Source organism: Rhodococcus sp. NPDC019050, from assembly GCF_055664235.1.
Genome location: NZ_JBVOON010000019.1, coordinates 29,740 through 54,319, shown reverse-complemented (window position 1 = coordinate 54,319; position 24,580 = coordinate 29,740). Strand labels below are relative to the sequence as shown.

At 67.7% G+C, this 24,580-nt stretch carries 27 protein-coding genes and 1 other RNA gene; 11 read left to right on the top strand and 17 right to left on the bottom strand.

Annotated features, from left to right (window positions below):
- Window positions 1–72 precede the first annotated feature (72 nt).
- Window positions 73–351: a helix-turn-helix domain-containing protein gene (locus AC0B44_RS18100; protein ID WP_471904197.1), complete on the bottom strand. Its 279-nt coding sequence runs from the start codon at window positions 349–351 to the stop codon at window positions 73–75.
- A 477-nt stretch (window positions 352–828) separates the two neighbouring features.
- Between AC0B44_RS18100 and AC0B44_RS18095 the strand changes: the two genes are divergently transcribed.
- The 3 genes from AC0B44_RS18095 (at window position 829) to AC0B44_RS18085 (ending at window position 3,097) form a co-directional block, all read left to right on the top strand.
- A complete protein-coding gene (locus tag AC0B44_RS18095) occupies window positions 829–1,461 on the top strand; it encodes a pyridoxamine 5'-phosphate oxidase family protein (RefSeq protein ID WP_471904196.1) in 633 nt (210 codons plus the stop codon).
- 329 nt (window positions 1,462–1,790) lie between these two features.
- Window positions 1,791–2,426, top strand: a complete 636-nt coding sequence (locus tag AC0B44_RS18090) for a hypothetical protein (protein WP_471904195.1) — start codon at window positions 1,791–1,793, stop codon at window positions 2,424–2,426.
- The gene (locus AC0B44_RS18085) at window positions 2,423–3,097 is read left to right on the top strand and encodes a hypothetical protein (RefSeq protein WP_471904194.1); all 675 of its coding nucleotides are present in this window, start codon (window positions 2,423–2,425) and stop codon (window positions 3,095–3,097) included. Before AC0B44_RS18090 ends, AC0B44_RS18085 begins: the two co-directional genes overlap by 4 nt.
- Before the next feature lie 18 nt (window positions 3,098–3,115).
- Here AC0B44_RS18085 and AC0B44_RS18080 read toward each other — a convergent pair whose 3' ends face one another.
- The 11 genes from AC0B44_RS18080 to AC0B44_RS18030 all read right to left on the bottom strand — a co-directional run bounded on the left by AC0B44_RS18080 (window position 3,116) and on the right by AC0B44_RS18030 (window position 12,161).
- A complete protein-coding gene (locus AC0B44_RS18080; protein ID WP_471904193.1) occupies window positions 3,116–3,328 on the bottom strand; it encodes a DUF4287 domain-containing protein in 213 nt (70 codons plus the stop codon).
- A 40-nt stretch (window positions 3,329–3,368) separates the two neighbouring features.
- The gene (locus AC0B44_RS18075; protein WP_471904192.1) at window positions 3,369–3,773 is read right to left on the bottom strand and encodes a hypothetical protein; all 405 of its coding nucleotides are present in this window, start codon (window positions 3,771–3,773) and stop codon (window positions 3,369–3,371) included.
- A gap of 87 nt (window positions 3,774–3,860) precedes the next feature.
- Window positions 3,861–4,367 (bottom strand): hypothetical protein, encoded by a 507-nt coding sequence (locus tag AC0B44_RS18070; RefSeq protein ID WP_422424257.1) that lies wholly within the window; start codon window positions 4,365–4,367, stop codon window positions 3,861–3,863.
- Window positions 4,368–4,407: 40 nt separating this feature from the next.
- Window positions 4,408–5,169, bottom strand: a complete 762-nt coding sequence (locus AC0B44_RS18065) for an ABC transporter ATP-binding protein (protein ID WP_471904191.1) — start codon at window positions 5,167–5,169, stop codon at window positions 4,408–4,410.
- Window positions 5,166–6,854 (bottom strand): dipeptide/oligopeptide/nickel ABC transporter permease/ATP-binding protein, encoded by a 1,689-nt coding sequence (locus tag AC0B44_RS18060; RefSeq protein WP_471904190.1) that lies wholly within the window; start codon window positions 6,852–6,854, stop codon window positions 5,166–5,168. Before AC0B44_RS18060 ends, AC0B44_RS18065 begins: the two co-directional genes overlap by 4 nt.
- Complete coding sequence (locus AC0B44_RS18055) at window positions 6,851–7,846, bottom strand: ABC transporter permease (protein WP_471904189.1); 996 nt, start codon at window positions 7,844–7,846, stop codon at window positions 6,851–6,853. The genes AC0B44_RS18060 and AC0B44_RS18055 overlap by 4 nt, the downstream gene beginning before the upstream one ends.
- 3 nt (window positions 7,847–7,849) lie before the next feature.
- On the bottom strand, window positions 7,850–9,493 hold the full coding sequence (locus AC0B44_RS18050; RefSeq protein ID WP_471904188.1) for an ABC transporter substrate-binding protein: 1,644 nt from the start codon (window positions 9,491–9,493) through the stop codon (window positions 7,850–7,852).
- A 160-nt stretch (window positions 9,494–9,653) separates the two neighbouring features.
- Window positions 9,654–10,010, bottom strand: coding sequence for a DUF5655 domain-containing protein (locus AC0B44_RS18045; protein WP_471904187.1), 357 nt, complete (start codon window positions 10,008–10,010; stop codon window positions 9,654–9,656).
- Window positions 10,011–10,074: 64 nt separating this feature from the next.
- Window positions 10,075–10,983, bottom strand: coding sequence for an SURF1 family cytochrome oxidase biogenesis protein (locus AC0B44_RS18040; RefSeq protein ID WP_471904186.1), 909 nt, complete (start codon window positions 10,981–10,983; stop codon window positions 10,075–10,077).
- A gap of 28 nt (window positions 10,984–11,011) precedes the next feature.
- Window positions 11,012–11,482, bottom strand: coding sequence for a low molecular weight protein-tyrosine-phosphatase (locus tag AC0B44_RS18035; protein ID WP_471904185.1), 471 nt, complete (start codon window positions 11,480–11,482; stop codon window positions 11,012–11,014).
- Window positions 11,472–12,161 (bottom strand): HAD-IA family hydrolase, encoded by a 690-nt coding sequence (locus AC0B44_RS18030; protein WP_471904184.1) that lies wholly within the window; start codon window positions 12,159–12,161, stop codon window positions 11,472–11,474. Before AC0B44_RS18030 ends, AC0B44_RS18035 begins: the two co-directional genes overlap by 11 nt.
- Before the next feature lie 76 nt (window positions 12,162–12,237).
- Here AC0B44_RS18030 and AC0B44_RS18025 point away from each other — a divergent pair, with 76 nt between their 5' ends.
- The 3 genes from AC0B44_RS18025 (at window position 12,238) to AC0B44_RS18015 (ending at window position 15,312) form a co-directional block, all read left to right on the top strand.
- On the top strand, window positions 12,238–13,383 hold the full coding sequence (locus AC0B44_RS18025) for a Nif3-like dinuclear metal center hexameric protein (RefSeq protein WP_471904183.1): 1,146 nt from the start codon (window positions 12,238–12,240) through the stop codon (window positions 13,381–13,383).
- Between the two features lie 76 nt (window positions 13,384–13,459).
- Window positions 13,460–14,197, top strand: a complete 738-nt coding sequence (locus AC0B44_RS18020) for a zinc ribbon domain-containing protein (RefSeq protein WP_471904182.1) — start codon at window positions 13,460–13,462, stop codon at window positions 14,195–14,197.
- Window positions 14,146–15,312, top strand: a complete 1,167-nt coding sequence (locus AC0B44_RS18015) for a bifunctional RNase H/acid phosphatase (RefSeq protein WP_471904181.1) — start codon at window positions 14,146–14,148, stop codon at window positions 15,310–15,312. The genes AC0B44_RS18020 and AC0B44_RS18015 overlap by 52 nt, the downstream gene beginning before the upstream one ends.
- 146 nt (window positions 15,313–15,458) lie before the next feature.
- Here AC0B44_RS18015 and AC0B44_RS18010 read toward each other — a convergent pair whose 3' ends face one another.
- Together AC0B44_RS18010 and AC0B44_RS18005 are read right to left on the bottom strand one after the other, a co-directional pair.
- On the bottom strand, window positions 15,459–16,724 hold the full coding sequence (locus tag AC0B44_RS18010; protein WP_471904180.1) for a lipase family protein: 1,266 nt from the start codon (window positions 16,722–16,724) through the stop codon (window positions 15,459–15,461).
- A 102-nt stretch (window positions 16,725–16,826) separates the two neighbouring features.
- Window positions 16,827–17,345: a DUF1697 domain-containing protein gene (locus tag AC0B44_RS18005; RefSeq protein ID WP_471904179.1), complete on the bottom strand. Its 519-nt coding sequence runs from the start codon at window positions 17,343–17,345 to the stop codon at window positions 16,827–16,829.
- 120 nt (window positions 17,346–17,465) lie between these two features.
- Between AC0B44_RS18005 and rnpB the strand changes: the two genes are divergently transcribed.
- The 4 genes from rnpB (at window position 17,466) to AC0B44_RS17985 (ending at window position 20,384) form a co-directional block, all read left to right on the top strand.
- Window positions 17,466–17,876, top strand: an RNA gene (rnpB, locus tag AC0B44_RS18000) — RNase P RNA component class A.
- 301 nt (window positions 17,877–18,177) lie between these two features.
- Window positions 18,178–18,357: a hypothetical protein gene (locus tag AC0B44_RS17995; RefSeq protein WP_169620231.1), complete on the top strand. Its 180-nt coding sequence runs from the start codon at window positions 18,178–18,180 to the stop codon at window positions 18,355–18,357.
- 25 nt (window positions 18,358–18,382) lie between these two features.
- Window positions 18,383–19,792 carry an RNB domain-containing ribonuclease gene (locus tag AC0B44_RS17990; protein ID WP_169620230.1) on the top strand — a complete coding sequence of 470 codons (1,410 nt, stop codon included), beginning with the start codon at window positions 18,383–18,385 and terminating at the stop codon, window positions 19,790–19,792.
- Window positions 19,782–20,384, top strand: coding sequence for a CHAP domain-containing protein (locus AC0B44_RS17985; protein ID WP_434025259.1), 603 nt, complete (start codon window positions 19,782–19,784; stop codon window positions 20,382–20,384). The genes AC0B44_RS17990 and AC0B44_RS17985 overlap by 11 nt, the downstream gene beginning before the upstream one ends.
- Before the next feature lie 12 nt (window positions 20,385–20,396).
- Here AC0B44_RS17985 and pip read toward each other — a convergent pair whose 3' ends face one another.
- From pip to panB, 3 genes are all read right to left on the bottom strand, one after another.
- Window positions 20,397–21,359 (bottom strand): prolyl aminopeptidase, encoded by a 963-nt coding sequence (gene pip / locus AC0B44_RS17980; RefSeq protein ID WP_471904178.1) that lies wholly within the window; start codon window positions 21,357–21,359, stop codon window positions 20,397–20,399.
- Complete coding sequence (locus AC0B44_RS17975) at window positions 21,359–21,799, bottom strand: hypothetical protein (protein WP_471904177.1); 441 nt, start codon at window positions 21,797–21,799, stop codon at window positions 21,359–21,361. Before AC0B44_RS17975 ends, pip begins: the two co-directional genes overlap by 1 nt.
- 171 nt (window positions 21,800–21,970) lie before the next feature.
- On the bottom strand, window positions 21,971–22,822 hold the full coding sequence (gene panB, locus AC0B44_RS17970) for a 3-methyl-2-oxobutanoate hydroxymethyltransferase (protein WP_471904176.1): 852 nt from the start codon (window positions 22,820–22,822) through the stop codon (window positions 21,971–21,973).
- A gap of 168 nt (window positions 22,823–22,990) precedes the next feature.
- Between panB and AC0B44_RS17965 the strand changes: the two genes are divergently transcribed.
- Complete coding sequence (locus AC0B44_RS17965; protein ID WP_471904236.1) at window positions 22,991–24,520, top strand: alpha/beta hydrolase; 1,530 nt, start codon at window positions 22,991–22,993, stop codon at window positions 24,518–24,520.
- Window positions 24,521–24,580 lie beyond the last annotated feature (60 nt).

Sequence of the window (24,580 nt, the reverse complement as noted above, 5' to 3'; positions counted from 1 at the left end):
GGGCAGTGACCGTGAGCTAGAGCAGTGGAAGACCCCACACACCGAAAGGAGGAAGGGGTCTTTTCGCCGTTCTCAGACGAGTTTCTGGCGATTGTCGAGTCGCTCATTCATGGCGTTCTGTGCGGACTGCATGAACTCGATCGGCGTCGTGTCGAGTGCCTTGGCGAGGCGGATGAGGTCTGGGAAGGTCGTGTCCTTCTCCCCGGCTTCCATGCGGGCGAGCGTGGTGCGGCTGATACCCGACGCCTCGGCGAGTTGGACCTGAGTCATGCGGACGCGTGCGCGGCGAGAGCGAAGCTCATCGGCGATCGCTTGGCGTGCTGCCTCAGACTCGGAACCGTGTGTGTCCATGCGGCGGACCCTAGGTCAGGTTTGACACAGCATCAACACCAACGCGCACGGCGGTGCGAGCAGATCCAGCGGTCTTCACGCGGCACGGGGCATCTGTCGATTGACGCGATGAGTCGCGGAACACCGGATTCCGGTTGCCACCTGGTGCCCACCGAGGGCTCGCCGGAACTGCCACTACCGACGTGGTTCTCGCCTGCCGGAGCGGGCAGTGAAGTGGGTAGGCACTGTGGACACCGTTTGGACACACTCGGCAGAAAAGCAGCGTGATTTCGCGTGATAACCAGAGGTGCTAATCCGCTGGTCATAGCCTTCTTGGCCATCTGACCTGCATGGCGTTTCGGCTTTACACACCAGCGGTCGGGGGTTCGAAACCCTCCGCGCCCACCAAGGTATGAATGCTCCGGGGGCATGCACATGCACTGGCCTCATACGAAATTGGGTTGTTCTCGTGTCGGCCGCACTGCTTCGATCGGTGCCATGACCGAACGCGCACGACTGACCCGCAAACCCGAACGCGGCGACGACGATCCGGCAGTACTGCGCCGCCTCCTCGACGAGGCGCGCGTGGCCCACGTCGCGTTCGTGCGTCGCGGCTGTCCGGTCGTGTTACCGATGGCCTTCGGCAGAGAAGGCAATCGGCTGTTCCTGCACGGTTCGACGGGCGCTGGTGCCTTCCTCGCGTCTCGGGAGGGACTGGACGTCTCGGTCGCGGTGACGCACCTCGACGGACTCGTGTTCGCCCGATCGGCGTTCGACAGCAGCATGAACTATCGCAGCGCGGTGATCTTCGGGCGTGCTGTGCCTGTGCCTGCCGAAGGCAAGCAGGACGCGCTGCGGGCGGTCACCGAACACCTCATGCCCGGCCGCTGGGGCGAGGTGCGTCCCCTCACCGCGAAGGAACTCGCGGCGACGACGGTGCTCGAACTTCCGCTCGACGAGGTGAGCGTCAAGGTGCGCGCCGCCGGTCCCGGCGAGGACCCGGAGGACGGCGAGGACCGTTCGGTGTGGGCCGGGGTCGTCCCCGTGCGCACCGTCGTCGGCGTTCCGGAGCGGTCACCGCTCACAAATCCCGCACTTCCGTTGCCGGGGTCCGTCGCCTCGCTGCTCTGACGGCTACCTGCGTCGGGTGCCGTCGTCGGCTCCGAGCGATCTCGAAGCGCGTGTGTCGGCGGGGCGCGCCGTAGTCCCGAGTGAGTAGCTCAGTCGCCGTGATGTAGGACGGGTCGCCACGGTCGAGCACGACAACCTGACACAGGCCGTGCAGGACGCGATGTGGCAGCCCGTGTACCGCCCGTTGGACGGGGGCTGAACGGTGCCGGCAAAGGGACAACGGCGATGGGATGACCCCGCACGAATTCCGGCGTAGTTGGTTAATGTAGGCTTGCCTTACTAATGACCTCTCGCCGAGCGCCCTGCGCTCTCCGATCCGGAAGAGTCCTGTGCCAGAAGCCGATTGCTCACCCGCCACCCTGCCTCCCGATGGGCACGCTCCCGTCACCGCACCCGTCCTGCACGTCACCATGGGCACCGAGGGCCCCAGCGACGACCCGCGCATGGCCCGTGTGGATATCTATCGCCTACCCGAGATCGACCTGTCCGCGGTGCGCGGTCTCGTCCTCGGCGGAGGTGTCGACCAGATCTTCCTCGCGCGCAACAAGGATCTGCTCACGGACTTCGTCACCTCCGGCGGCCGCATCGCGGTGATGGGCCACGCGCTCACGGACTTCCTTCCGGGACTTGGGGTATGGCGCAAGCTCGACTACACCGGGCCGAAGGATCTGGCGATCACCCTCGGCGAGCCGCATCCCGTGTGGGCGGGCGTCGAACCCGTCGATCTGAGCACCCGCAAGGGCGTGACCGGATTCTACGGCCGTGGATACATCGACAAGATCCCGGACGACGCCCTCGTCACGACCCGCATCGGACGACACACTCTTCCGTTCGACTACGTCTACCCCCTCGGGAAAGGCCAGGTTCTCGCCCACGGCGGCAACGACCTCCTCGGATGGAAGAACGACCCGAACAGTTCCGCACGGCTGGCCGTCCAGCTCGTAGATTGGCTGGTGCAGCGATGACGATCGTCGAACCCTTCACTCGTACCGACCGCGCACCCAAGCGCGTCCGCAGGCTCGCCATCATCCACGGGGGCACGTACTTTCACCTCCAGACGATGAAGGATCCCGCAGTGCTCGCCCACCAGCCGGACTTCCTCTACCTTCCCGAACTGCTGCCCGGCGATCTGGACTGCTACGACACCGTGATCGTCGGCGACCGACTGCACCCGGACCTGGTCGCCAAGAACGCAGCACAGTTCTATTCCGTGGCCGAACGCGGTGGCACTGTGGTCGCGCTGGGTGAAAGCGGCGCCCACACCTGGCTTCCCGGTGTGACGTGGGATCCGCGACCCACGAACTTCTGGTGGTGGCTGACCAAAGAGGATCCGATGATCCGGACCCGCAGCCACGACCACGAGTCTTGGCAGTACCTCACCACCAAAGCCGTCATCTGGCATCACCACGGCATCTACAACACCGACGTCGACGTGGTTCCCCTTCTGGTGTCGGAAGAGCCTGACTCCGAAGGTGTTCCGCGTGACGCGGGCATGATGCTGTACGAGGACACCGTCACCACTCCCGGCCGGATCATCGCGACCACGCTGGACCCGATGTACCACCACGGCAGCAATTTCATGCCGGGCGCGACCCGCTTCCTGTACGCGTTGCTGCGCTGGGTCGACAACACCTGAGCGCTGTCACCGGCGAGTTCAGCTCGCGGCGTCCTCTTTCCGGGTATGCGCCACAAGAGCATTGGCGTGGCCGTGACCGAGACTGTGTTCGGCCTTCAGCCAATTCACCAACTCGGTATGTTTGCTCAGATCCGACGCGCGGATGAGTTCTTTCCACTCCGCGATCGGCCGGCCGTACTTCTTCTCGATCGACGGAAAGTACGACTCCGGACCCTGCACTTTCTCACCCATGTCCGAAAGCTAGCAGTCCGGTCGGACACCCGCGGGGTGTTCACCCACCTGCGGTGCGTCTCCGGACCAGCAGAGTGAGGAACGCGACCACGGACAAACCCGCCGTCGTTCCGAGCACCAGCAGCGCCAGGCCCACGACCCACAGCCCGCTGGTGTCGTCGGACGACGCGTCCAGTGCCCACATCACCGCGAAGGCGCCCGTCGCGGAGAGGACCACTGCGGCAGCGCCGCCTCGTGAGCCGCGGAGAGCCAGGCATCCGGCGACGACGACGGCCGCGACCGTCACCGCGCATGCGATCACCTGCACGGCCGAATACGGTCCCTCCACGCTGCCGTCGGGCAGTTCGCGGTAGCCGGTCTCCCAGCCGAGCCACGCGAACCAGGACAACGCCGAGGCCGCGGCCACCGCGATCAGGACCGGAGCCGTGCGTGAGAAATGGGACATGGGTGCACCGTACGGGCCGCCCGCCATACCAGCGTGCCCGCCACCGACGAAAGGTGGCGGGCACGTCACGCTCGATCACACGAGTGGTTACCCCACGATGTCGTAGACCTCGTCCGCCGGCGCGGAGAGCAGTCGGTCTGCCATCTCCTGCTTGAGCACCGTCAGCCGTTCGTCCTCGGCAGGGGCGCGGTCGGCCTTGCGGCCGAGGGAGATGAACTCGTCGGTGACGAACCCTTCACGGATCTCGAGCCTGACCGTCTTTCCCCGGTAGGTGAGTTCGAATACGTACCGCTCGAGGGTCGCTCCGCGCTCGGGGCGTTCGAGTGCCGGGTCCACGGTGAAGCGGCCCTCGGTGACGCCGCGCGTGACGACCTCGAACGTGTCGCGTACCCCGGGGCCGCGGTGTGCGGTGACGGCCGAGATCTCGCGGCGCTCGGCCGGTGCATCAGGGCTCAGAACCGGCAGGGCACGCTCGAGTACCTTGACGGCGTGCGCGACGCCACCGGGAAAACCCGGGCCGTGGTACTTCATGATGTCGTCGACACCGAAACCGATGACGGTTCCGTTGTCGACGACCTCGAGCACTGCAGACATGGTCGATCCTCCTTGTGTTGACGTTGTTTTCGACGCTCGGTCAGCGGGCGCCGGACGCGGCGGCGACGAGTGCTGCGGTGTAGGCGTGCCGGGGACGGGCGAGAACCTCGCTCGCGCGGCCGGATTCGACTACACGGCCGCCCTGCATGACGACGATGTTCTCGCAGCTGCGTTCGGCGAGCGCGAGATCATGCGTGATGTGCACGACGGCGAGACCGGTGCCGGCGGCGAGTTCGGCCATCAGGTCCACGATCCCGATGCGTAGCGACGCGTCGAGGCCGCTGGTCGGTTCGTCGGCGAGCAGGAGGCGCGGGCGCGTCACCAGTGCCCGCGCGAAGGCCACGCGTTGTCGCTGGCCGCCGGACAGTTCATGAGGAAAACGGTCCAGATAACGGGCCGTCGGCGTGAGATGCACGGCGTCGAGAGCGGCGACTGCCGCATCTCGTCGCTCGGTCCGGTCACCGAGTCCGTGGATCACCATGGGTTCGGCGACGATGTCCCGGACCCGCAATCCGGGTGGCAGCGACGCGTACGGGTCCTGGAAGACCATGTGCATGTCGCGGCGCACCTGTCGCCGTTGCCGTCCGCGAGCAGTCGTCACGTCGGTACCGTCGAAGACGATGCTGCCGGCGGTCGGAGTGACCAGTCCGGCGATCGCCCGCGCCACCGTGGACTTCCCGGCGCCGGAACCGCCCACCAGGGCGACGGATTCGCCCGCCGCGACCCGCAGGGACACATCGGATACGGCGGGGACACCGTCGAACACCACGGACAGTGACCGGATGTCGAGCAGCGGGCTCACCGTGCGGCCTCGAGCAGCGCGGGGCGGAGCCGGGGAGCGGATTCGACGAGGTGCCGGGTGTAGGGATGTTCGGGTGCTCCCGTGATCTGCGAGACCGGGCCGATCTCCACCAGGTCTCCGTCCTTCATCACGGCGATGCGGTCGGCGATCCGCTCGATGACCGGGAGGTTGTGGGTGACCACCAGTAGCGCCAGCGAGTGCCGGGTCCGCAGGTCGTCGAGCAGTGCGAGCACTTCGGCTTCGCGGAGCACGTCGAGGCCGCTGGTGGGCTCGTCGGCGATGAGAACGTCCGGGTCGTTCGCCAATGCCATCGCGATGACGACACGCTGGCGCATGCCCCCGGACAGTTGATGCGGGTAGGCGTCGGCCCGATCGGCACCGAGACCCACCTGGGCCAGCAAGTCGAGCGAGCGTGCCCGCGCGTCGGCGCGGCTGGAGGAACGGTGTGCCCTGACGGCTTCATCCAGTTGAGAGCCGATGGTCATCACCGGGTTCAGGGCGCTGAGGGCCTCCTGCGGAACGAGAGCGATTCGGTTGCCGCGCATGGCGCGCAATTCCGCGGGCGTCATGGCCGCGACGTCCCGGCCCGACACCAGCACACGCCCGGACACGATCTGCGCCGCGGGCGGCAGCAGACCCACTGCGGCAGCGGCGACGGTGGATTTGCCGCTGCCCGATTCCCCGACCAGTCCGACGAGTTCGCCCGGTGCGACCGAGAAGGACACGCCGGTCGCTCCGCGCCCGTCCGTGCCGTAGCGGACGGTGAGATCGTCGATCATCAGGGGGTGCTGCGCGTCGCCGGTCGCCGTTTCGGGGTTGGTGCGCAGGAGCGTCCGGCGAGAGAGTTTGCGCGGCAGAAGAATCGGTCGGGATCGCTCTTCGATCGCGTTGCCGAGCAAGGCGAACCCGAGCACCGTGACGGCGATCGCGATGCCGGGGGGAAGGACCCACCACATCCACGCATCGGTGAGGAACGCATTGCGCGCGTGTGCCATCGACAGCATCGAGCCCCAGCTGGCCGCCGAGATGTCGCCGAGGCCGAGGAACGACAGAGATGCTTCGAGGAGGATCGCGGTCTTGACGGTGAGGACGAATTGCGGGACGACGAGCGGGGCCACCGCGGGTGCGATGTGGCGGCGCAGCACATGGATCGAGCTCGCGCCCATCGCTCGTTCGGCCTGGATGTGGTCGCGTTCGCGCAGGGTCAGTACCTGCGCGCGCAGTTCACGGGCCATGCCTGCCCAGAGGACCGCCGAGATGACGAGGATCTGGGTGCGCAGACCGGGGCCGGCGAACACACCGATCACGATGGTCAGTGGCAATACCGGGAGGGACAGCACGACATCGACGGCGCGCATGAGAACGGTGCCGACGACACCGCGCGCGTAACCGGCGACGACACCGACGAGTGTGCCGATCGCGGTGGCGACGCTTGCGGCGACGACACCGACGAACAGCGAGACGCGGGCGCCGTGCAGCAGCATCGACAGTAGGTCGTGCCCCACGTCGTCGGCGCCGAGCCAGTGCTGCCCGGACGGCGACGCGAACGGCCGTGTCGCGCGCTCGGCCGGGTCGAACGGGGACAACCACGGTGCGGCGAGTGCGCACACCAGCAAGATCCCGAGGATTACGGCCCCGGCGAGCGCGAGTCGTTGCGACCGTGTCTTCGTACCGAGGATGCTCACACGGTCACCTCTTCGTGAGTCGTGGCGGAGGTCCGGTCGCGACGGACCCGGGGATCGAGCAGGGGATAGGTCAGGTCGGCGACGATGTTCGCGACGACGATGCCGACCGTGGCGAGCAGGAATGCGCCCTGGAGCAGGGGATAGTCCCGCGCGGTGACCGCGTCGAAGGTGAGTTTGCCTAGACCGGGATACGCGAAGACGGATTCGACGACGACCGCGCCGGACAGCAGGACGCCCACGGTGAGCGTGAGGGTGGTGTAGACGGGCAGCAACGCGTTGCGCAGGGCGTGTCCGACCGCGACGCGGAACTCGCTCGCCCCTTTCGCGCGGGCGAGGCGTACGAACGGCTCGTCGAGGACCCCGACCATCGACGCCCGGGTCATGAGGAAGAACCCGCCGATACCGGCGATCGTGAGCGTGGCGACGGGAAGCGCCATGCGTGAGGCGACTTCGAGCAACCATTCCCCGCCGGTGGAGGTGATGGCCGCTGCCCCGTAGGACGGGAACCAGCCGAGGGTCACGGAGAACACCGCGATGAGGATCATTCCGATGAAGAAACCGGGCATCGAATCGAGAACGAGAATGCCGACGACGGTTCCGGTTTCCTTGCCGGTGCCGCGGCGCCAGGCCGCCCATGCACCGAGCAGGGTGCCGATGAGGAACGCCAGGAGGGTGCCGATACCGACCAGCGCGACCGTCCAGGGCAGCTTGTCCCACAGAACGTCGACCACGGGCCGGTTGTGCTGCACGGAGATTCCGAGATCTCCGTGCAGCAGACCGGACCAGAACGAGAGGTATTGCTCGAGGATCGGCCGGTCGAGCCCGTACTCGGCGCGCATCTGCGCGATGTATCTCGGATCGAGGGCCTGCTGGTCGCCTCCGTAGAGATATTCGACGGGATCGCCGGGCGCCAAGTAGGGCAACGCGAAGTTCAGCGTCACCGCCGCCCACAACACGAGCGCGTATTGCCCTGCTCGACGCACGACGGTCATGGGTCAGTCCTGGGGTGCTTGTGCGTTGGCCGCCTCGACGACGTCCGCCGGCAGGAACGACCACTTGTGGACGATGCCGTAACCCGGGGTTACGATCCATCCACCGAACGTGTCGGCGCGGAAGGCCCAGTACTCGTCCGGGTAGTACAGGGCGATGGCGGTCGGCTGGCGGTTGAACAGCTTCTGCATGTCCTGCATGGCGGCGATGCGCGCGTCGTTGGTCTCGGTGGCCTTCCACGCGTCGTACAGGGCGTCGAACTCCGGGTAGGCGAGGTCCGGGTGCTTCCACAGGTTGCCGGAGCGGTGCGACATGATGAACTGCGTCGAATCGGCCACGGCGTGCGGGCTGTTCGTGGTGACCATCATGTCGAAGGTCTTCTTGGACGACGCGTCGGAGAACGATCCGGAGTCGAGCGGGCTGACGGTGACGGCGATGCCGATCTCGGCGAAGTCCTCGACGAGCAGTTCGGCGGTGCGGACCTGCGGCGCGTTGCCACCGTTGACGGCCAAGGTGAAGGTCGCCGGTTCGCCGGCGGGATTCTCCCGGGTGCCGTCGCCGTCACGGTCGGTCCAGCCGAGGCGGTCGAGCAGTGCCGTGGCCTGCTCGGCGTCGTAGGGGGTCGAGGCGCCGGGGTCGGCGAACGGCGCGTCCGGATGGACGTAGCCCTGTGTGCCGGGACGGCCCTGACGGAGTCCGACGACGTCGAGCAACTGGTCGCGATCGACCGCGAGGTTCAGGGCCGCGCGGAAGTCGGACTGTGCGAACGGTTCCCGGGTGAAGTTCAGTTTGAGTTCCGGGTAGCTCAGCGGCGCGACGGTGATCACGCCGATGTCGTTGGAGGCAGTGAAGCGATCCACGAGTTCGGGTGTGAGCGCGCGGTCGGTGGCGTCGATCTGGCCGGAGCTCAGTGCGGTGAACGCCGCAGCCGTGTCCGCGATGACGGGCATGACGAGCTCGTCCACCGTCGGGGTTCCGGCGAAGTAGTCCGCGTACGCCTCGAAGCGGTAGCCGCTGGTGGGGCTGTAGTCGACGAGCACGAACGGGCCGGTGCCGACCGGAAGGTCGGACATTTCCTTGGCCTTGGACGGGTCGACCTTCGACCACACGTGCTCGGGGATGATCGGCAGGTCCGCGAGGGTGACGGGGCCGAGTTCGGGGCACGCGTAGTCGCACACGAAGCGAACCGAGTCCTCGTCCACGGCGTCGACCGTGGAGATGGACGGCGTGTCGTTGACGTGGTGGGTGTAACGGCCGGTGGGGGCAGCGTGCATGTAGTGGAAGCTGAAGACGACATCGTCTGCCGTGAACGCCTCACCGTCGTGCCAGGTGACGTCGTCGCGGAGGTCGACCTCCCAGGTGGTCGCGTCGACCTGGCGGACGTCGGTGGCCAGCCACGGCTGGGGGTCGGCGACGTAGGGGGACGGCGACAGAAGCTTGTCGTAGATCAGCTCGGTCATCTGGTCCGTCTGGCCGGCGAAGATGTTGAGGGGCCCGGAGTCCTCGGAGGCGGCGATGGTGAGCGATCGGGCCGAGGACGGTCCCGGAGCCGACTCTGCCGCCGTGCTCGACCCGCCGCATGCTGCAACGAGAAGTGCCGGCGCAAGAACGAGGGGCAGGGCGTGAGAACGCCGGAGTGTGCGCGTCAACTGAGTTCACATTCTGCTGAAGGGAGTGCAGGGCCGCACTACCCGAGGTAAGGCAATCCTTAGTGCGGTAAGGCTACCTTAATCCAGATCCGGGCATAAAAGGCAACCGCCCCCTCGTGTGAGGGGGCGGTTGTGTGTCTCCGGAGAACGGACGGTTCGGCTACGGGCGGGGCTCCGCAGCCGTTTCGTAGGCCTCGCGCAGGAGTTCGGCCAGATGGTCGTCGAACCCGGCGGTGTCCGCGAGGCTCAAACGGTGGGTGGTGATCGGGCCGGTCGGGAACGCCTCACGGAGAGCCGCGTGGTGTACCCGCCGTGGAAGATCCAGGGCTACTTCGAGCTTGGAGGCGTATACGAATGCGGCAGCGAATATCCGGCCGCGGGACCACGAGATCTCCGACGCGTGGACGCGCTCCTCGATGTCGTCACCGAGGTCGAGAACCATCGTGCGGAATCGCAGGAACGCCTCGACTGCGGCCGGGTCCTTGTCCGCCAGGTAGTCGTCGACCGTGGCGTACATCAGGGCTCCTCGAAAGGTCGGTCGGCGGAAGTGCGGTCGGCAGACGTGCGGTCGGCCCAGCCTGTCACCGGGACCGTCCGTAACGGTCGGCCAGCTTGTCCTCGCGAGACGGCGGCGCCGCAGGAGCAGCGGGCACCGCGTCGGCCGGTGCTGGCTCAGCGTCGGCGGAGACGCGGTCGGCGGGCACATCGCTGTCCGCCTCCTGGGTTTCCTGCGCGTCGGAGTCCGGCCGGGCCTTGGCCTTCCGGCGCTCGCGGATCTCCGCCCATGCGAAGTAACCGAGCCCGAGCGGCGCCATGATGCCGAACGCGAGCCACTGGAGACCGTATGAGAGGTAGGGGCCCGCATCGAGCTGAGGCAGAGGGATGGTGCCGAGCCCGCCGGGCTGACCGTCGTCGAGTTGCAGGTACACGTCCTCGAGCGGGAGTCCGGTGACCTGAGCGACCTGCGGGGCGTCGATGAAGTAGACCTGCTGGTAGCCCGCATCGGTGAACGGGTCCTTGCCCTCGGCAGTTCCCTCCGACATCCGGATCCGGGCTTGGAGAGTGACCTCCCCGGCCGGCGCGGCCGGGACCTCGGGCACCGCGGTGCCCTGCACCGGACGCACGAATCCGCGGTTGACGAGAATCATCCGGCCGTTCTCGAACTCGAAGGGAGTGAGCACCTCGTAGGCGGGACGGCCGTCGATGTTGCGCAGGCGCACGAGCACGTCGGAATCAGGAAGATAGGAACCTTGTGCGACGACCCGTCGCCACTCGTCGTCGACGGTCGGGCCGGTACCGGTAAGCATGTCGCTCACGGGCACCGGGTCCTCGGACATGGACGCGGCGAGACGATCGTTGCGTTCCCCCGTGCTCGTGTTCTTGCCCAGCTGCCAGGGGGCGAGGACGGTGAAACACGCATAGGCGAAGCCGCCGACCACCACAGCCAGGACAAGCCAGCTCGGACGGAGGAGAAACGTCAATCGGCGCACGTGTCCACGGTAGACGGTGAGTTGGGTCTCACTGTTGCCGCACCCAGTCGAGCAGGCCGGGAATTGCCGCCTCGATCTGGTCCCGGACAAGCTCGAACTCGGGGAGTCCGCCGTAGTACGGATCAGGCACCGAATCGCCGTCGGCGTCCGGATCCAGAGAGCGCAGCAGTACTCGTCGTTCCGCCGGCACACCGAGGTGCGCCAGCGTCCGATCGTGGTCGGTGGTCATCGCCACCACGAGATCCGCCGAAAGATGCGACGGCCCGAGTTCCGCCGCGACGTGCCCGGTCGGATACCCGTGCCGCTGGAGCACCGCATTCGTGCGGGGGTCCGCCTCGGAGCCGACATGCCAACCGTGGGTTCCCGCGCTGGTCACCCGCACGCGGTCGGCGAGTCCTTCGCGGCGCACGTGCTCGGCGAAGATCTTCTCGGCCATCGGAGACCGGCAGATGTTGCCGGTGCACACAAATGTCACGTGGAGCACGTCGTCAGCGTTCACCCGTGAGCACCTCGCGGAGTTCGTCGACGCTGGTCGCGATGCGCGCTGCGGCCCGTGCCTCGGTGTCGTCGCCGTAACCCCATTCGACGAAGATCGCCGGTATGCCCCAGCGGCCCGCGCCGTGGATGTCGTGCTCGCGGTCGCCGACCATCACCACCCCCGTCGTCCCCGCCTCGACGGGCCGGATACCGAGGGCTTCGAGGCTGTGCGCGACGACGTCGGACTTCGAGCGGCGTGTTCCGTCGTCGCTCGCCCCACCGATGAACTCGAAGTAGGGCGCGAGTCCGAAGTGCTCGAGGATTCGCTCGGCGAAGGTCTGCGATTTCGAGGTGGCCACGGCGAGCCGGCTACCGGCGCTGCGCACCGCCTCGAGCAGGGGTTCGACGCCCTCGAACACCGCGTTCTCGGCCCAGCCGGTCTCCGAGTAGTACTCCCGGTATGCCGCGATACCCGCGGCGATCTGTTCCTCGTGGAGCCCGAGTTCGAGCAGGCTGTCGCGCATCGGAGGACCCAGCAGTCGGTGCAGGTTGCCCGTGGGAGGGGCGAAGCCGACGGTGTCGGCCGCATGGAGGAAACCTCTGATCACGCCCGTCGCGGAGTCGGTGAGCGTTCCATCGAGGTCGAACAGGACAACCGGGGCGGGCAGGAGCAGTGGCTGTGGTTCGACAAGAATGGTCACGCATCCATTGTCCCCGGTTCGGCGGAACCGTGCCGCGTAGGGTCGTCGGCACAGCCGCCACAACCCAGGAGGACACGTGACTGCGCCGTCGCTGCGTGAGGTGATCGACGTACTCGACACGGCATACCCACCGTCGCTCGCCGAAGGATGGGATTCCGTCGGATTGGTGGCCGGCGACCCCTCAGACCCGGTCCGCAAAGTGCTCCTGGCCGTCGATCCGACCGCGGCGGTCGTCGACGAGGCACTCGAGTGGGGTGCGCAGTTGCTGCTCGTGCACCATCCGCTGCTGTTGCGCGGCGTGGACACGGTCGGTGCGCACACCCCGAAGGGCGCGCTGATCCACCGGCTCATCCGTGGTGGTTGCGCGTTGTTCACCGCGCACACCAATGCCGATCGTGCGAATCCCGGCGTGTCCGACGCCCTGGCCGACGCACTGGGGCTGACCGGCCTGCGGCCGCTCGAGGCGAAACCCGAACCTGCCACCGACAAATGGGTGGTGATGGTGCCGGTGGACGCCGCCGATACCGTCCGGCAGGCATTGTTCGATGCCGGTGCGGGCGCGCTGGGCAACTACACGGAGTGCTCCTGGACCACGTCGGGCACCGGTCAGTTCCGTCCCGTCGGCGCAGCCGAGCCCGCCGTCGGCATTCTCGGCGAACTCGAGCGCGTCGAGGAAGCCCGTATCGAGGTGATCGCGCCGCGGCGTTCCCGCACTCGGGTGCTCGCCGCGCTGCGCACGGCGCATCCCTACGAGGAACCGGCGTTCGATGTGCTCGAACTCGCCGAACTGCCGAGTGCTCGCGGGCTCGGACGAATCGGCGAGCTGCCCGAGACGGTGACCCTGACCGAATTCGCCGAGCGGGTGGCCGCGGCCCTGCCCGCGACCGTCTGGGGAGTGCGCGCTGCGGGAGACCCGGAACGGCCGATCCGGACGGTCGCGGTGTGCGGTGGATCGGGCGACTCGTTCCTGGATAGGGTCGCCGCGGCCGGGGTCGACGCCTACGTGACCGCCGACCTGCGGCACCATCCGGCCGACGAGCACCTGCGCGCGGGTGGTCCGGCGCTCGTCGACGTCGCGCACTGGGCGAGCGAGTATCCGTGGTGTGCCCAGGCACGCGACGTTCTCGACGCGGCATTCTCGGATCGCGACGGCTGGCAGACTCGAGTGAGCGGGCTGCGAACCGATCCCTGGACGACCGCGGCGGTGCGCGCGGTACCGTAATCAGCTACGACCCGTCTCCGGGGCAGCCCGTCCACCCCGGCCCATCGATGCCCCACCGAAAGCAGGAACCACCCGAGTGAACGTCGAATCCGCAGTGCAGGCCAAGCTTCTGTCTCTCGCTTCCGTGGACGCGGAGCTGAATCGCCATGCGCACCGCCGTCGTACGCTGCCCGAGCAGCAGACGGTGGACCGGCTCCAGTCCGACCGCAATGCGCGCAAGGATGCGGCCGTGGCTGTCGAGATCATCCTGGACGACCTCGATCGCGACATCCGCAAGCTCGAGGGTGAGATCGAAGCGGTGCGCATGCGCGCCCAGCGTGATCGGACGATGCTCGAGAGCGGGTCGGTCGGATCGAAGCAGCTCACGGAACTGCAGCACGAACTGGGAAGCCTCGAACGACGCCAGGGCGCGCTCGAGGACGACCTGCTCGAGGTGATGGAACGCCGCGAGGCGTCGAAAGGCGACCACGATCACGCCGGGGCGCAGGTCTCGCAGATCGACGACCAGCTTGCCGACGCGACCCGCGCTCGTGACGAAGCGCTCGCCGACATCGATGTGGCCGAGCAGCGGTGCCGCAGCGACCGTGCGGCACTGATCGCGGCGCTGCCCGAGGATCTCGTGGCGCTGTACGAGAAGCAGCGTGAGCAGACCGGGATCGGCGCGGCGTTGCTGCAGGGACGCCGCTGCGGGGCGTGCCGCCTCGAACTCGACCGCGGTGAGATCGCCCGGATCGCGTCTGCACCCGCCGATTCGCTCGTGCGATGCCCGGAGTGCAACTCGATCTTGGTGCGTACCAAGGAATCCGGACTGTGACCCGGGTCGTCGTCGAAGCCGACGGCGGCTCGAGAGGAAACCCGGGTCCGGCCGGCTACGGGGCGGTGGTGTTCGACGCCGACCACCGGACCGTTCTCGCCGAGCGGCACGCGAGCATCGGGCGGGCTACCAACAACGTCGCCGAATACCGGGGACTGCTTGCTGGGTTGACCGCCGCCGCTGAGCTCGGAGCCGACGAGGTGGACGTCCGCATGGATTCCAAGCTCGTCGTGGAGCAGATGTCGGGTCGCTGGAAGATCAAGCACGCGGACATGATTCCGCTCGCTGCGGCTGCGCGGGAGGTGGCGGCGAAGTTCCGCCGGGTCGAGTACACGTGGATTCCGCGTGCCGAGAACGCGTATGCCGATCGTCTTGCGAATGTGGCTATGGACGCTGCCGCCGAAGCGCTCGTCTCCGGCGAGGAGGCGCCCGCTCCCGTGCAGTCGTCGTCGCCGGTCGCAGCGAGTCCGGCACCCACCGCGCCGGGCTGGACCGGGGCCACCGGTTCGCCGACACGGCTCCTGCTGCTGCGGCACGGCCAGACGCCCCTTTCGGTGGAACGTCGATACTCCGGCCGGGGCAATCCGCCGCTCACCGAACTCGGCCGGGAACAGGCCACCGCCGCCGCCCGCCGGATCGGAGCGCGAGGCGGCGTCGCCGCCGTGGTGTCGTCGCCGCTCGGGCGCGCACGGGAAACCGCGACCGCAGCGGCCGATGCGTTGGATCTGCCCGTGACGGTGCACAGCGGTCTGATCGAGACCGATTTCGGGCAGTGGGAGGGCCTCACCTTCGGTGAAGCAGCCGAGCGTGATCCGGAAATCCATCGCGCGTGGCTCGGCGACACCTCGGTGCGACCCCCCGGCGGGGAGAGCTTCGACGAGGTGCACGCACGCATCCTTGGCGTGCGGGACGATCTTGTGGCCGAGTTCGGGGGTGCGACCGTACTGGTCGTCACGCACGTCACCCCGATCAAAACGTTCCTGCGCATGGCGCTGGATTCGGGTCCGTCCCTGCTCTACCGCCTGCATCTCGATCTGGCGTCGCTCAGCATCGCAGAGTTCTACCCGGACGGCGGGTCCTCGGTGCGACTGGTCAACGACACCTCGCATCTGTAACAGATGACGTCCCGGTGCCCGGGATAATCGACGAAAGGAGTGGCCGCGCAGGCATGTCGGGGGGTGCCTGCGTGGCCACTCACATCATGTATCGCTGGGATCGGTGGGGTGTTACCGATCACCCGAGCATTTGTTCGAACATTTCTTTACGGGGTGCAGTTCGACCCGGCGGGCGTCCCGGCAAACCGCTGATCGAGCCAGTCGATGCCCTCCACCAGAGCCGGGAAAAGCCCGACCACGTGGCCGAAACCGGTCTTGGTCAGTGCCGGCGCCACGTCGTACCGCTGGTAGGTGACATTCGCTCCCGACGCACACCATTTGGCGACCATCGTGTCGACGCCGCCCACGAGAACGAAGTCGTCCCCGGTGGCCTGCGCCACGAACACCGGAACGGACGGGGTCCGGTTGCCGAGTTCCTGTTCGGCCACGAGCGAGGCCCACGGCTCCTCCGAGAGATGCTCGACGATCGGCCGGCCGTCGACGGTGTACCGGGTGGTCGAGGAGAACGGGTCGAGCAGCGGTGCGTCGAACACGCACGCATTCTCGGCCCGGCCGAGAATATCGAGGCCCGCGGGATTGAACACCGTCAGCATGTCGTCGGCGTGTTGCGGGTACGCGGAAATGAACCCGTTGACGACCCAGCCGATGCCTCCCGACAAGAACGAACCGTCGCCTGCGACCGCGAGATCGTTGAGGGACGCGGGCGGTGATCCCGCGACCGCACCGGCGACCGGCAGTTCCGGGGCGTAGGTCGAGGCGAGTTCGGCTGCGGAGGCCGCTGCCATACCGCCCTGCGAATAACCCCAGAAGGCGATCGGGCTGTCCTGATCCACGCCGAGAGTTCCCAGCGACCGGGTAGCGCGGGCGAGGTCGAGCATCGCGTGCCCCTGGGAGGCACGGTTGAGATAGGGGTGGACTCCGGCGGTGCCGAGCCCTTCGTAGTCGGTGACCGCGACCGCGTAGCCGCGCGCGAGGAGCGGACCGATCTGGAGGTGCTCGTACTCCTGGCCGAAGGTCATGAGCTTGGACGGGGCACACTGATCGCCCATGCCCTGAGTGCCGGGCCCGACCACGACGGTGGGCCGGGGGCCGTCGCCGGCCCACGGCAGTGACGGGACCATCACGGTGCCGACGACGGCGACAGGCTTGTCGGTGGCGCTGGTGCTGCGATACATCACGCGGGTGACCGAGGCGTCGAGCACGGCGGGGGTGCCGGGGATGATTGCGGCGACCGACGGGGCAGTGCGCAGTACCTCTCCCGGAGAACCGGAACTCAGGTCGGGCGTGGCGTAGAAGTCGTCCGACTGTGCGGCGGGGCCGGGCACCGCCGGCTGGGCTGCTGCGGTGGTCGTCGCGCCGAGGGAGAGTCCTGCTAGAGCTGCTGCGGCAAGCAGTCGTGCGGCAATCCGCATGTGTGTCCTTCGAGTCCGGATTCATGTGCCGCGACTGCGGCCCCGGGGAGGCTAACTGCACTTACGAGGACGTCCGAGGATTTGCTTACTTGTGGTGACAAGTCACAGCAACTTGCGGAGTGTTTTCAGATTTCGAGCGGTGGTGACCGCCTTGTACCGACCGGACCCGGTCTTCTTCCCGAGCGCGCTGTCGAGAGTGTTCCCCTTCTCGACCTGCCAGTAGAGGACACCCGCACCCGGTGCGGCGCACTCGACGTCACCGTCGAGACCGTTCGCATCCGCAGCCAGGGCGTCGAGAACATCGGGGTCGGACACGAACACCACATAGGAGTGCCGATCCTCGCGGTCTCCGAAGGGGTAGGCCGCCACGATGTCCGCCACCCGGGATTGCTCGACGACGAAGGTGTAGGCGTCGTACCCGAAGCGATCGGTCAGCGCGCGTTCGAGTGCGGGTTTCAGCGACGAGGCATCGTCGTCGGAGTCGAACAGCACATTGCCCGACGCGAGTACGGTGCGGACGTCGCGATGTCCGGCCGCGGAGAACAACTCCGCGAGATCGGCCATCTTGATCCGGATCCCGCCGACGTTGATTCCCCGCAGCAGGGCGACATACCGAGTCATGGGCTCACCGTAACGCTCCCGGTGCAGGCCGGGCGGGGGATCGGTGGCGGTCCGGATGCGTTCGACGGGACGGGGTCTGTGCGATCGGCGCCGGTGGAGGCGCTACGCTGTCCGGGCGGACGAGTTGGCCGGGCGACCGCGGAACAGGGAACCGGCACCGGACGGTGCCAGGCCCTGCGTCGAGGAAAGTCCGGACTCCACAGAGCAGGGCGGTTGTTAACGGCAACCCGAGGTGACTCGCGGGACAGTGCCACAGAAAACAGACCGCCTGCCCTCACGGGCAGGTAAGGGTGAAACGGTGCGGTAAGAGCGCACCAGCACCCCGGGTGACCGGGGTGGCTAGGTAAACCCCGCCCGGAGCAAGGTTGAAGGTCGCATCGCTTTGCGGTGCGTCTGCGCAGGTGTTCGAGGGCTGCTCGCCCGAGCCTGCGGGTGAACCGCTCGAGGTACCCGGCGACGGTGTGCCCAGATGGATGGTCGCCACCCCGTTTCGGCGGGGGACAGGATCCGGCTTACAGGCCGACTCGTCCGCCCTGCATCCCTGTCCCACCCCGCCGACGCGCGTGCCCGCCCCGGTCGGTCGACGGCATCGCCGCCGCCGGGAGTCGCTCAGAGCGGTCCGACGACCAGCAGGTGGGCCCAGTACGAGGCGGACTCGGGGCCTACATAGGGCAGCAGTGCATCGAAAAGGATGTACGACACGTGTGATCTCCTTCGGTCGGTGACGATCTTGTGGTCCGGCCGACGCTACCAGCTGCGCCGGTAGCCGAGTTTCGCCGAAACCGCGCCCGATATACCGGGTATCGCGCCGCTGTTCGGGCACACTGGGGCCATGAGTGACGACGGTTGGTATTTCGATGTGAAGACCGGCAAGGTGACCCAGGGCAAAGATCCCAGCGCCCTCAACCGCATGGGTCCGTACCCCGACCGGGAGACCGCCATGCGGGCCCTCGACATCGCTGCCGCCCGCAACAAGGCAGCCGACGACGCGGACGACGAATGGAACAAGTGATCGCGCGACGAGGAGCCCCGCCGCTTTGGTGACCACACCCATCGTCGTCGCACCGGAGATCGATTTCACCGGTGTCCGCGCCGAGTTCGGCCTCGTCGACGAATTCCCCGACGAGGCGCTCGCAGAGGCCCGGACGGCGACCGACAGATTCGCTTCGGAGCGCGACGATCGCACAGATCTGCCCGTGGTGACGATCGATCCACCCGGTTCGATGGACCTCGACCAGGCACTCCACCTCGAGCGCACGGACACCGGATTCGTGCTCCACTACGCGATCGCCGACGTGTACGCGGTCGTCGAACCCGGCGGTGCGCTGGATCTCGAGACGCACCGCCGCGCGCAGACCTTCTACCTTCCCGACGGGTCGGTGCCGCTGCACCCGCGGGTGTTGTCGGAGAACGCGGCCAGTCTGCTCCCGGGCGCGGTGCGACCGGCCGTGTTGTGGCGCATCGAGATGGACGAGTACGCAGAGCCCGTCGCAATCTCCGTGTCGCGGGCCCGCGTCCGCTCGGTGGCGCGACTCGACTATGCCGGTGTGCAGCGCGATGCCGATGCGGGCACCCTCCATCCGTCGATCGCGGCGCTACCCGAGTTCGGGCGGTTGCGCGAAGTCGCGGCGCGGGCACGGGGCGCGATCGAACTGAGACTCCCCGAGCAGGACGTGGTCGAAGACGGTGACGGCTGGCGACTCGACATCGAACCGCGCACCGAGGCCGACGACTGGAATTCGCATGTGTCGTTGCTGACCGGAATGTGCGCGGCGCGCATCATGATCGACGCGAAGACCGGGCTGCTGCGCACGTTGCCGCCCGCCGATCCCGACGCTGTCGCCTCTCTCCGCCGAACCGCCTGTTCGCTGGGCGTCGAGTGGCCGGGCGGCATGTCGGTGGGCGCCTTCCTCGCCGGTCTCGACGCGAATCTGCCCACCACGCTCGTTCTCATGAGCGAGGCGCCGACGCTGCTGCGCGGCGCGTCCTACGTCGCATTCGACGGGGAACTGCCGGAACTGACGGTGCACGGCGCGATCGGCGCCGCCTACGCGCATGTCACCGCGCCGCTGCGCCGGCTGTCCGACCGCTACGCCACCGAGGTGTGCCTTGCGGTGTCCTCGGGTACCGAGTTGCCCGGCGATGTGCGCGACACCCTGGGTCTGCTGCCGAAGATCATGTCCTCGTCCGATTCGCTCGCCGGCAAGGTCGGGCGCGCGTGCATCGACCTCGCCGAAGCGGTCGTGCTGTCGTCGCGGGTGGGGGAGACCTTCGACGCCACGGTCCTGAAGGACGCCACCGAGCGACGCGACGCCGAGATCTTCATCCCGTCGGAGACGGTGATCGCGCAATGCACCGGCACACCCGCGGAGGGACAGCGCGTCACGGTCCGCCTGGTACTCGCCGACCCGGCGTCCCGGAGAGTGCAGTTCGCCTGTGAACCCTGAACGGACCGTCGGGCGCCGACCGCTCGCGGCGATCACGGCGGTCGTGGTGGTCGCCGTGGCTCTTGTTGCCGCGACCGTGTGGTGGAGTGCCCCCAACAGGTTGTTCCCCTGGGACAGTGCATCGTTCCCGGACGTGGACACGTCGGCGCTGTCACCGACGCAGGTGCAGATCGTCGAGTTGCTCGAGGATCAGCACGACGCGCAACGGCCCGGGACGTTCTACTCCGAGGGCGTCCGGGAGCCGTGGTGTGCGGACTTCGTCAGCTGGATCATGCGGGAAGCCGGTGTGCCCCTGGCTAATCCGCATTCCGGTCACTGGCGTATCCCGGGGGTGTACACGCTCGGGGAGTACTACGAGCAGACCGGCCGCTTCGAACCCTCCGGATCGGGCTACCGCCCCGCCGTCGGCGACGTGGTGCTCTACCACAGCTCACTGGGTTTCGGGCAGCGTGAACACACCAACATCGTGATCGCGGTGGAGGGCAGCACCGCAACCACCGTGGGCGGCAACGAGTTCGGTAAGATTCGCGTCCACACCCTCGATTGGGAGGGCGACGGCGCCGTGGTCGGTTTCGGGCGGTTGCCCGCCTGAACCGGCGGCGGACTACCGGAACCGGTCCGTGGCCTCCAGGAGTTCATGGGTGATACCGGGTTCGGTTGCCGCGTGACCGGCATCGTCGACGATGCGCAGATCGGACTGTGGCCAGGCCCGATGCAGATCCCATGCGCTGCGCGCCGGACACACTACGTCGTAGCGGCCCTGCACGATCACCCCGGGAATGCGGTGCAGCAGATGCGCGTCGCGCAGAATCCGACCGTCCTCGAGAAAACCACGGTGGTAGAAGTAATGGTTCTCGATCCGCGCGAACGCGAGGGCGAACCGGGGTTCGGAGGTTTCGGCGACGCGGTCGGGATGGGGTAGCAGCGTGCTCGTGGCGCCTTCCCACGTCGACCATGCGATCGCGGCGTCCAGTGCCACGTCCGGGTCGGGGGAGTGCAGCAGACGGTGATAGGTGTCGACGGGATGCTCCCCGGGTTCCGCCGCGGCGAGTGGTGCGGTGAATCCCTCCCACAGATCGGGGAAGACCTCTCCCGCACCGCCGTTGTAGTACCAGTCGATCTCGCTGCGCCGTAGCAGGAAGATTCCGCGCAACACCAGTTCGGTGACGCGGTCGGGGTGTCGCTGGCTGTAGGCGAGCGCGAGCGTCGAACCCCACGATCCTCCGAACACCAGCCAGCGCTCCACGCCCAGGTGGGTGCGTAACCGTTCGATGTCCGCGATCAGATGGTCGGTGGTGTTGACCGACAGGTCGGCTCCGTCGGCGACGTGCGGTCGCGACCGCCCGCAACCGCGCTGATCGAACAGCACGATGCGGTAAGCGTCGGGGTCGAAGAACCGGCGCTGGGAAGGCGACACACCGCCTCCGGGGCCGCCGTGCAGGAACACCGCGGGCTTACCCGCAGGGTTGCCGCTGACCTCCCAATACAGTTGCTGTCCGTCGCCGACGTCGAGCATGCCCTGCTCGTACGGTTCGATCGGCGAATACAGTTCGCGACGCTCGGCCATCAGAAACCGACGAGACCGGATGCGAAATCGGGGATTTCGAGCGCGGTGATCGCTTCTTCCCGCACCTCGGGGCACTGTTCGGACGTGATCGTGTCGATCTGCGCGCGGTCGCCCGCGACGGCGAGAAGATCCAGTCCGTTTGCCCCGGCCCATTCGCCGACGAGGATGTTCAGTCCGCCGCGCCCGACCGACGGGGTGTAGGTGCGCCACGGCGACAGTTGCGCTTCCAGGCGGGTGCACAGGTCCTCGGCTTGGGCGTCGGTGACGTTGGCACCGGTCTGCGGAGACCGCGTCGCCGAGGTGGTCGCCTCGGCGGACGACGACGGGTCTGCGCTCGAACCGGCCGGCCCGGACTCGGGGGCCGGGGCGCACGCCCCGAGGACGCCGATCATCGCGGCCGCGACGGCGGCCGCGGCCGGCACCTGATGGAATCGGTTCATAGGTAGTGCACCTCGCGGGTCGGGGTCATGGTCGCCGTCGAGTGTGCCACCGAATTCCCGTGTGGCGGTGAGGCTGCCCCGCCCGCAGCGAGGGACGAACATCACAGCGAGGAGCCCTTCCCCGTCACACGCTGCGGGAAAGGGCGTCTCAACTCGGTGATCTGCGGGAACTCAGAAGGAATGCTCGGCGCCGGGGAAGGTTCCCGCGGCCACCTCTTCTGCGTACAGGCTTGCGGCGCGACGCAGTTCGTCGCCCACTGCCCCGAACTTCTTGACGAACTTCGCGGTCTTGCCGCTCGTGTAACCGGCCATGTCCTGCCACACGAGAACCTGCGCGTCGCATTCGCTTCCGGCGCCGATACCGACCGTCGGGATGGTCAGTTTCTGTGTGACCTGAGCGGCGAGTTGAGCGGGCACCATCTCCATCACGACGGAGAACGCACCGGCTTCCTGGACTGCGATCGCGTCGGCGATGAGTTGCTCGGCACCGTCGCCGCGACCCTGGACCCGGAAACCGCCGAGCGTGTTGACCGACTGAGGGGTGAACCCGATGTGCGCCTGCACCGGGATGCCGGCCGCGGTGATCGCGGCGATCTGCGGGGCGACGCGTTCGCCGCCCTCGAGCTTGACCGCGTGCGCGCCACCTTCCTTCATGAATCGGATGGAGGTCGCGAGCGCCTGCTCGGGGGACGCCTCGTAGGAGCCGAACGGCAGGTCGGCGATCACGAGCGCGTGGGGTGCGCCGCGCACCACCCCGCGGACGAGGGGCAGCAGTTCGTCGATGGTGACCGGCACGGTGGTGTCGTAGCCGTAGACCACGTTGGCGGCGGAGTCACCGACAAGCAGGACCGGAATCCCTGCTTCTTCGAAGATCCGGGCCGAGGAGTAGTCGTAGGCAGTCAGTTCCGCCCAGCGGCGGCCTTCGGCCTTCATCGCGTGGAGGTGCTGGACCCGGGTCTTGCGCTTGGGTGCATCGGCGGCGGGAGCGGATCCGCCGTACACGGACGTCATGTTCTCGGACATCGCTGTCCCTTTCTGCCTCGAGGCCCTAGGGGTCCCCGGGTTGGGTGATGACCGTCTCAGTCTGCCACCGTCGCCCGGTGCCCGAACACCAGCTGGCGGTGCGATTGGTCACAGCGCAGGCGATATATCGGCTCATGGGACGATCGACGGGTGTCGATCTCCTCCCGTATGCGTCTGTTCCGTCCGGTCGCTGTTGCAGTCGTTGCGGGTTTCGCCGTGCTGGGGTGCTCGGCGCCGGCAGAGGTGCAACCGCCGTCGGATGTCGCGGTGCCGGCGGAACTCGAGGAGTTCTACCACCAGAGCGTGCGGTGGGAGTCGTGCGCGGGATACGGAACCGACGGCCCCAACCTCGCCCGGAACGGGGTGGAGTGCACGCGGATCTCGGTGCCGCTCGACTACGACGATCCCGACGGGGAAACCGTCTCGGTCGCCTTGTCGCGCTCACGGGCCGGTGGGGAGCGCATCGGATCGCTCCTGACGAATCCCGGCGGTCCCGGCGCCTCGGGGTTGGCGCTCGCGCTCGCCGCGGACGGAACACCACTCGGCGAGCGCTTCGACGTCATCGGGATGGACCCGCGAGGGATCGGTGCTTCCGAACCTTCGATCGTGTGCCGCACGGACGAGGAGACCGACGCAGACCGCGCCCTCGACCCGGGCGACACCAGCCCCGCCGGCATCGCAGAGGCCGAAAAACTCAACCGCGAGTACGCGGATCTGTGCGCCGAACGCACAGGCGTGGACGTCCTGGCGCACGTCGGCACCCGCGAGGTGGTGCGCGACATGGACGTCGTGCGCGGGGTTCTCGGCGACGACCGGCTGAACTACCTCGGCTTCTCGTACGGCACCCGGCTCGGTAGCGAGTACGCCGAGGCATTTCCCGACCGTGTGCGCGCAATGGTGCTCGACGGGGCGATCGATCCGGATCAGGATCCGGTCGAGGAGATGCTGTTGCAAGCAGAGGGATTCCAGCGCGCGTTCGAGGAGTTCGCGAACTACTGCGCGGGCTACGACGGATGTCCGCTCGGCGACGAACCGTCCGAGGCGGTAACCCGGTTCCGTGCACTCGTCGGCCCACTGCTCGAAACACCCGCCCCCACGACCGATCCGCGCGGCCTGAGCTACAACGACGCCATCACCGGGGTCCAGCAGGGCCTGTATTCGCCGGCCCTGTGGGGCTCGTTGCGCGGCGGACTGGATTCGCTGGCGAGCAGCGGCACGGGAGACACGCTGCTGCGCCTCGCGGATCTGTACGAGGGACGCGGCGACGACGGCACCTACAGCAACATCACGGCCGCATTCGACGCCGTGCGGTGCGTCGACGACGTGCCCGTGACCGACCGGGCGCTCGCCGGCGAAATCGACACCCGGTTCCGGGAGGCGGCGCCGTTCCTCGACGACGGGCGCGGCAACGGATCCGCCGCACTCGACGCGTGTGCTTTCTGGCCCGTGCCGCCCACCGGCGACTCGGACGAGGTGGAGATTTCCGGCCTCGCTCCCGTGCTGGTGGTGTCCACGACAGCCGATCCGGCCACCCCGTACCTCGCGGGCGTCGAACTGGCCGACTATCTGGGCGGCGCGCTGGTGACTTTCGAGGGCACCCAGCACACCGTCGTGCTCGACGGCGAGAAATGCGTCGACGACACCGTGACCAGCTATTTCATCGATCTTGCGGTCCCCGAAACCGACCCTCACTGCTGAGTCCGGCAAGATGTGAGCGACACGCCATGGGTACGAAGCGGTGTATGTAACACGGAATTA

Excerpts from the sequence above, each read along its gene's own strand:
- AC0B44_RS18070 (WP_422424257.1), bottom strand. The coding sequence starts at position 4,367 with ATGTCTGCAGTGCTCGAGGTCGTCGACAACGGAACCGTCATCGGTTTC.
- AC0B44_RS17995 (WP_169620231.1), top strand. The coding sequence starts at position 18,178 with ATGAGTGACGACGGTTGGTATTTCGATGTGAAGACCGGCAAGGTGACC.
- AC0B44_RS17965 (WP_471904236.1), top strand. The coding sequence starts at position 22,991 with ATGCGTCTGTTCCGTCCGGTCGCTGTTGCAGTCGTTGCGGGTTTCGCC.
- AC0B44_RS18045 (WP_471904187.1), bottom strand. The coding sequence starts at position 10,010 with ATGTACGCCACGGTCGACGACTACCTGGCGGACAAGGACCCGGCCGCA.
- AC0B44_RS18010 (WP_471904180.1), bottom strand. The coding sequence starts at position 16,724 with ATGCGGATTGCCGCACGACTGCTTGCCGCAGCAGCTCTAGCAGGACTC.
- AC0B44_RS18085 (WP_471904194.1), top strand. The coding sequence starts at position 2,423 with ATGACGATCGTCGAACCCTTCACTCGTACCGACCGCGCACCCAAGCGC.
- AC0B44_RS18100 (WP_471904197.1), bottom strand. The coding sequence starts at position 351 with ATGGACACACACGGTTCCGAGTCTGAGGCAGCACGCCAAGCGATCGCC.
- panB (WP_471904176.1), bottom strand. The coding sequence starts at position 22,822 with ATGTCCGAGAACATGACGTCCGTGTACGGCGGATCCGCTCCCGCCGCC.
- AC0B44_RS18095 (WP_471904196.1), top strand. The coding sequence starts at position 829 with ATGACCGAACGCGCACGACTGACCCGCAAACCCGAACGCGGCGACGAC.
- AC0B44_RS18015 (WP_471904181.1), top strand. The coding sequence starts at position 14,146 with ATGCCCGGAGTGCAACTCGATCTTGGTGCGTACCAAGGAATCCGGACT.
- AC0B44_RS17975 (WP_471904177.1), bottom strand. The coding sequence starts at position 21,799 with ATGAACCGATTCCATCAGGTGCCGGCCGCGGCCGCCGTCGCGGCCGCG.
- AC0B44_RS18005 (WP_471904179.1), bottom strand. The coding sequence starts at position 17,345 with ATGACTCGGTATGTCGCCCTGCTGCGGGGAATCAACGTCGGCGGGATC.
- AC0B44_RS18075 (WP_471904192.1), bottom strand. The coding sequence starts at position 3,773 with ATGTCCCATTTCTCACGCACGGCTCCGGTCCTGATCGCGGTGGCCGCG.
- pip (WP_471904178.1), bottom strand. The coding sequence starts at position 21,359 with ATGGCCGAGCGTCGCGAACTGTATTCGCCGATCGAACCGTACGAGCAG.
- AC0B44_RS18080 (WP_471904193.1), bottom strand. The coding sequence starts at position 3,328 with ATGGGTGAGAAAGTGCAGGGTCCGGAGTCGTACTTTCCGTCGATCGAG.
- AC0B44_RS18055 (WP_471904189.1), bottom strand. The coding sequence starts at position 7,846 with ATGACCGTCGTGCGTCGAGCAGGGCAATACGCGCTCGTGTTGTGGGCG.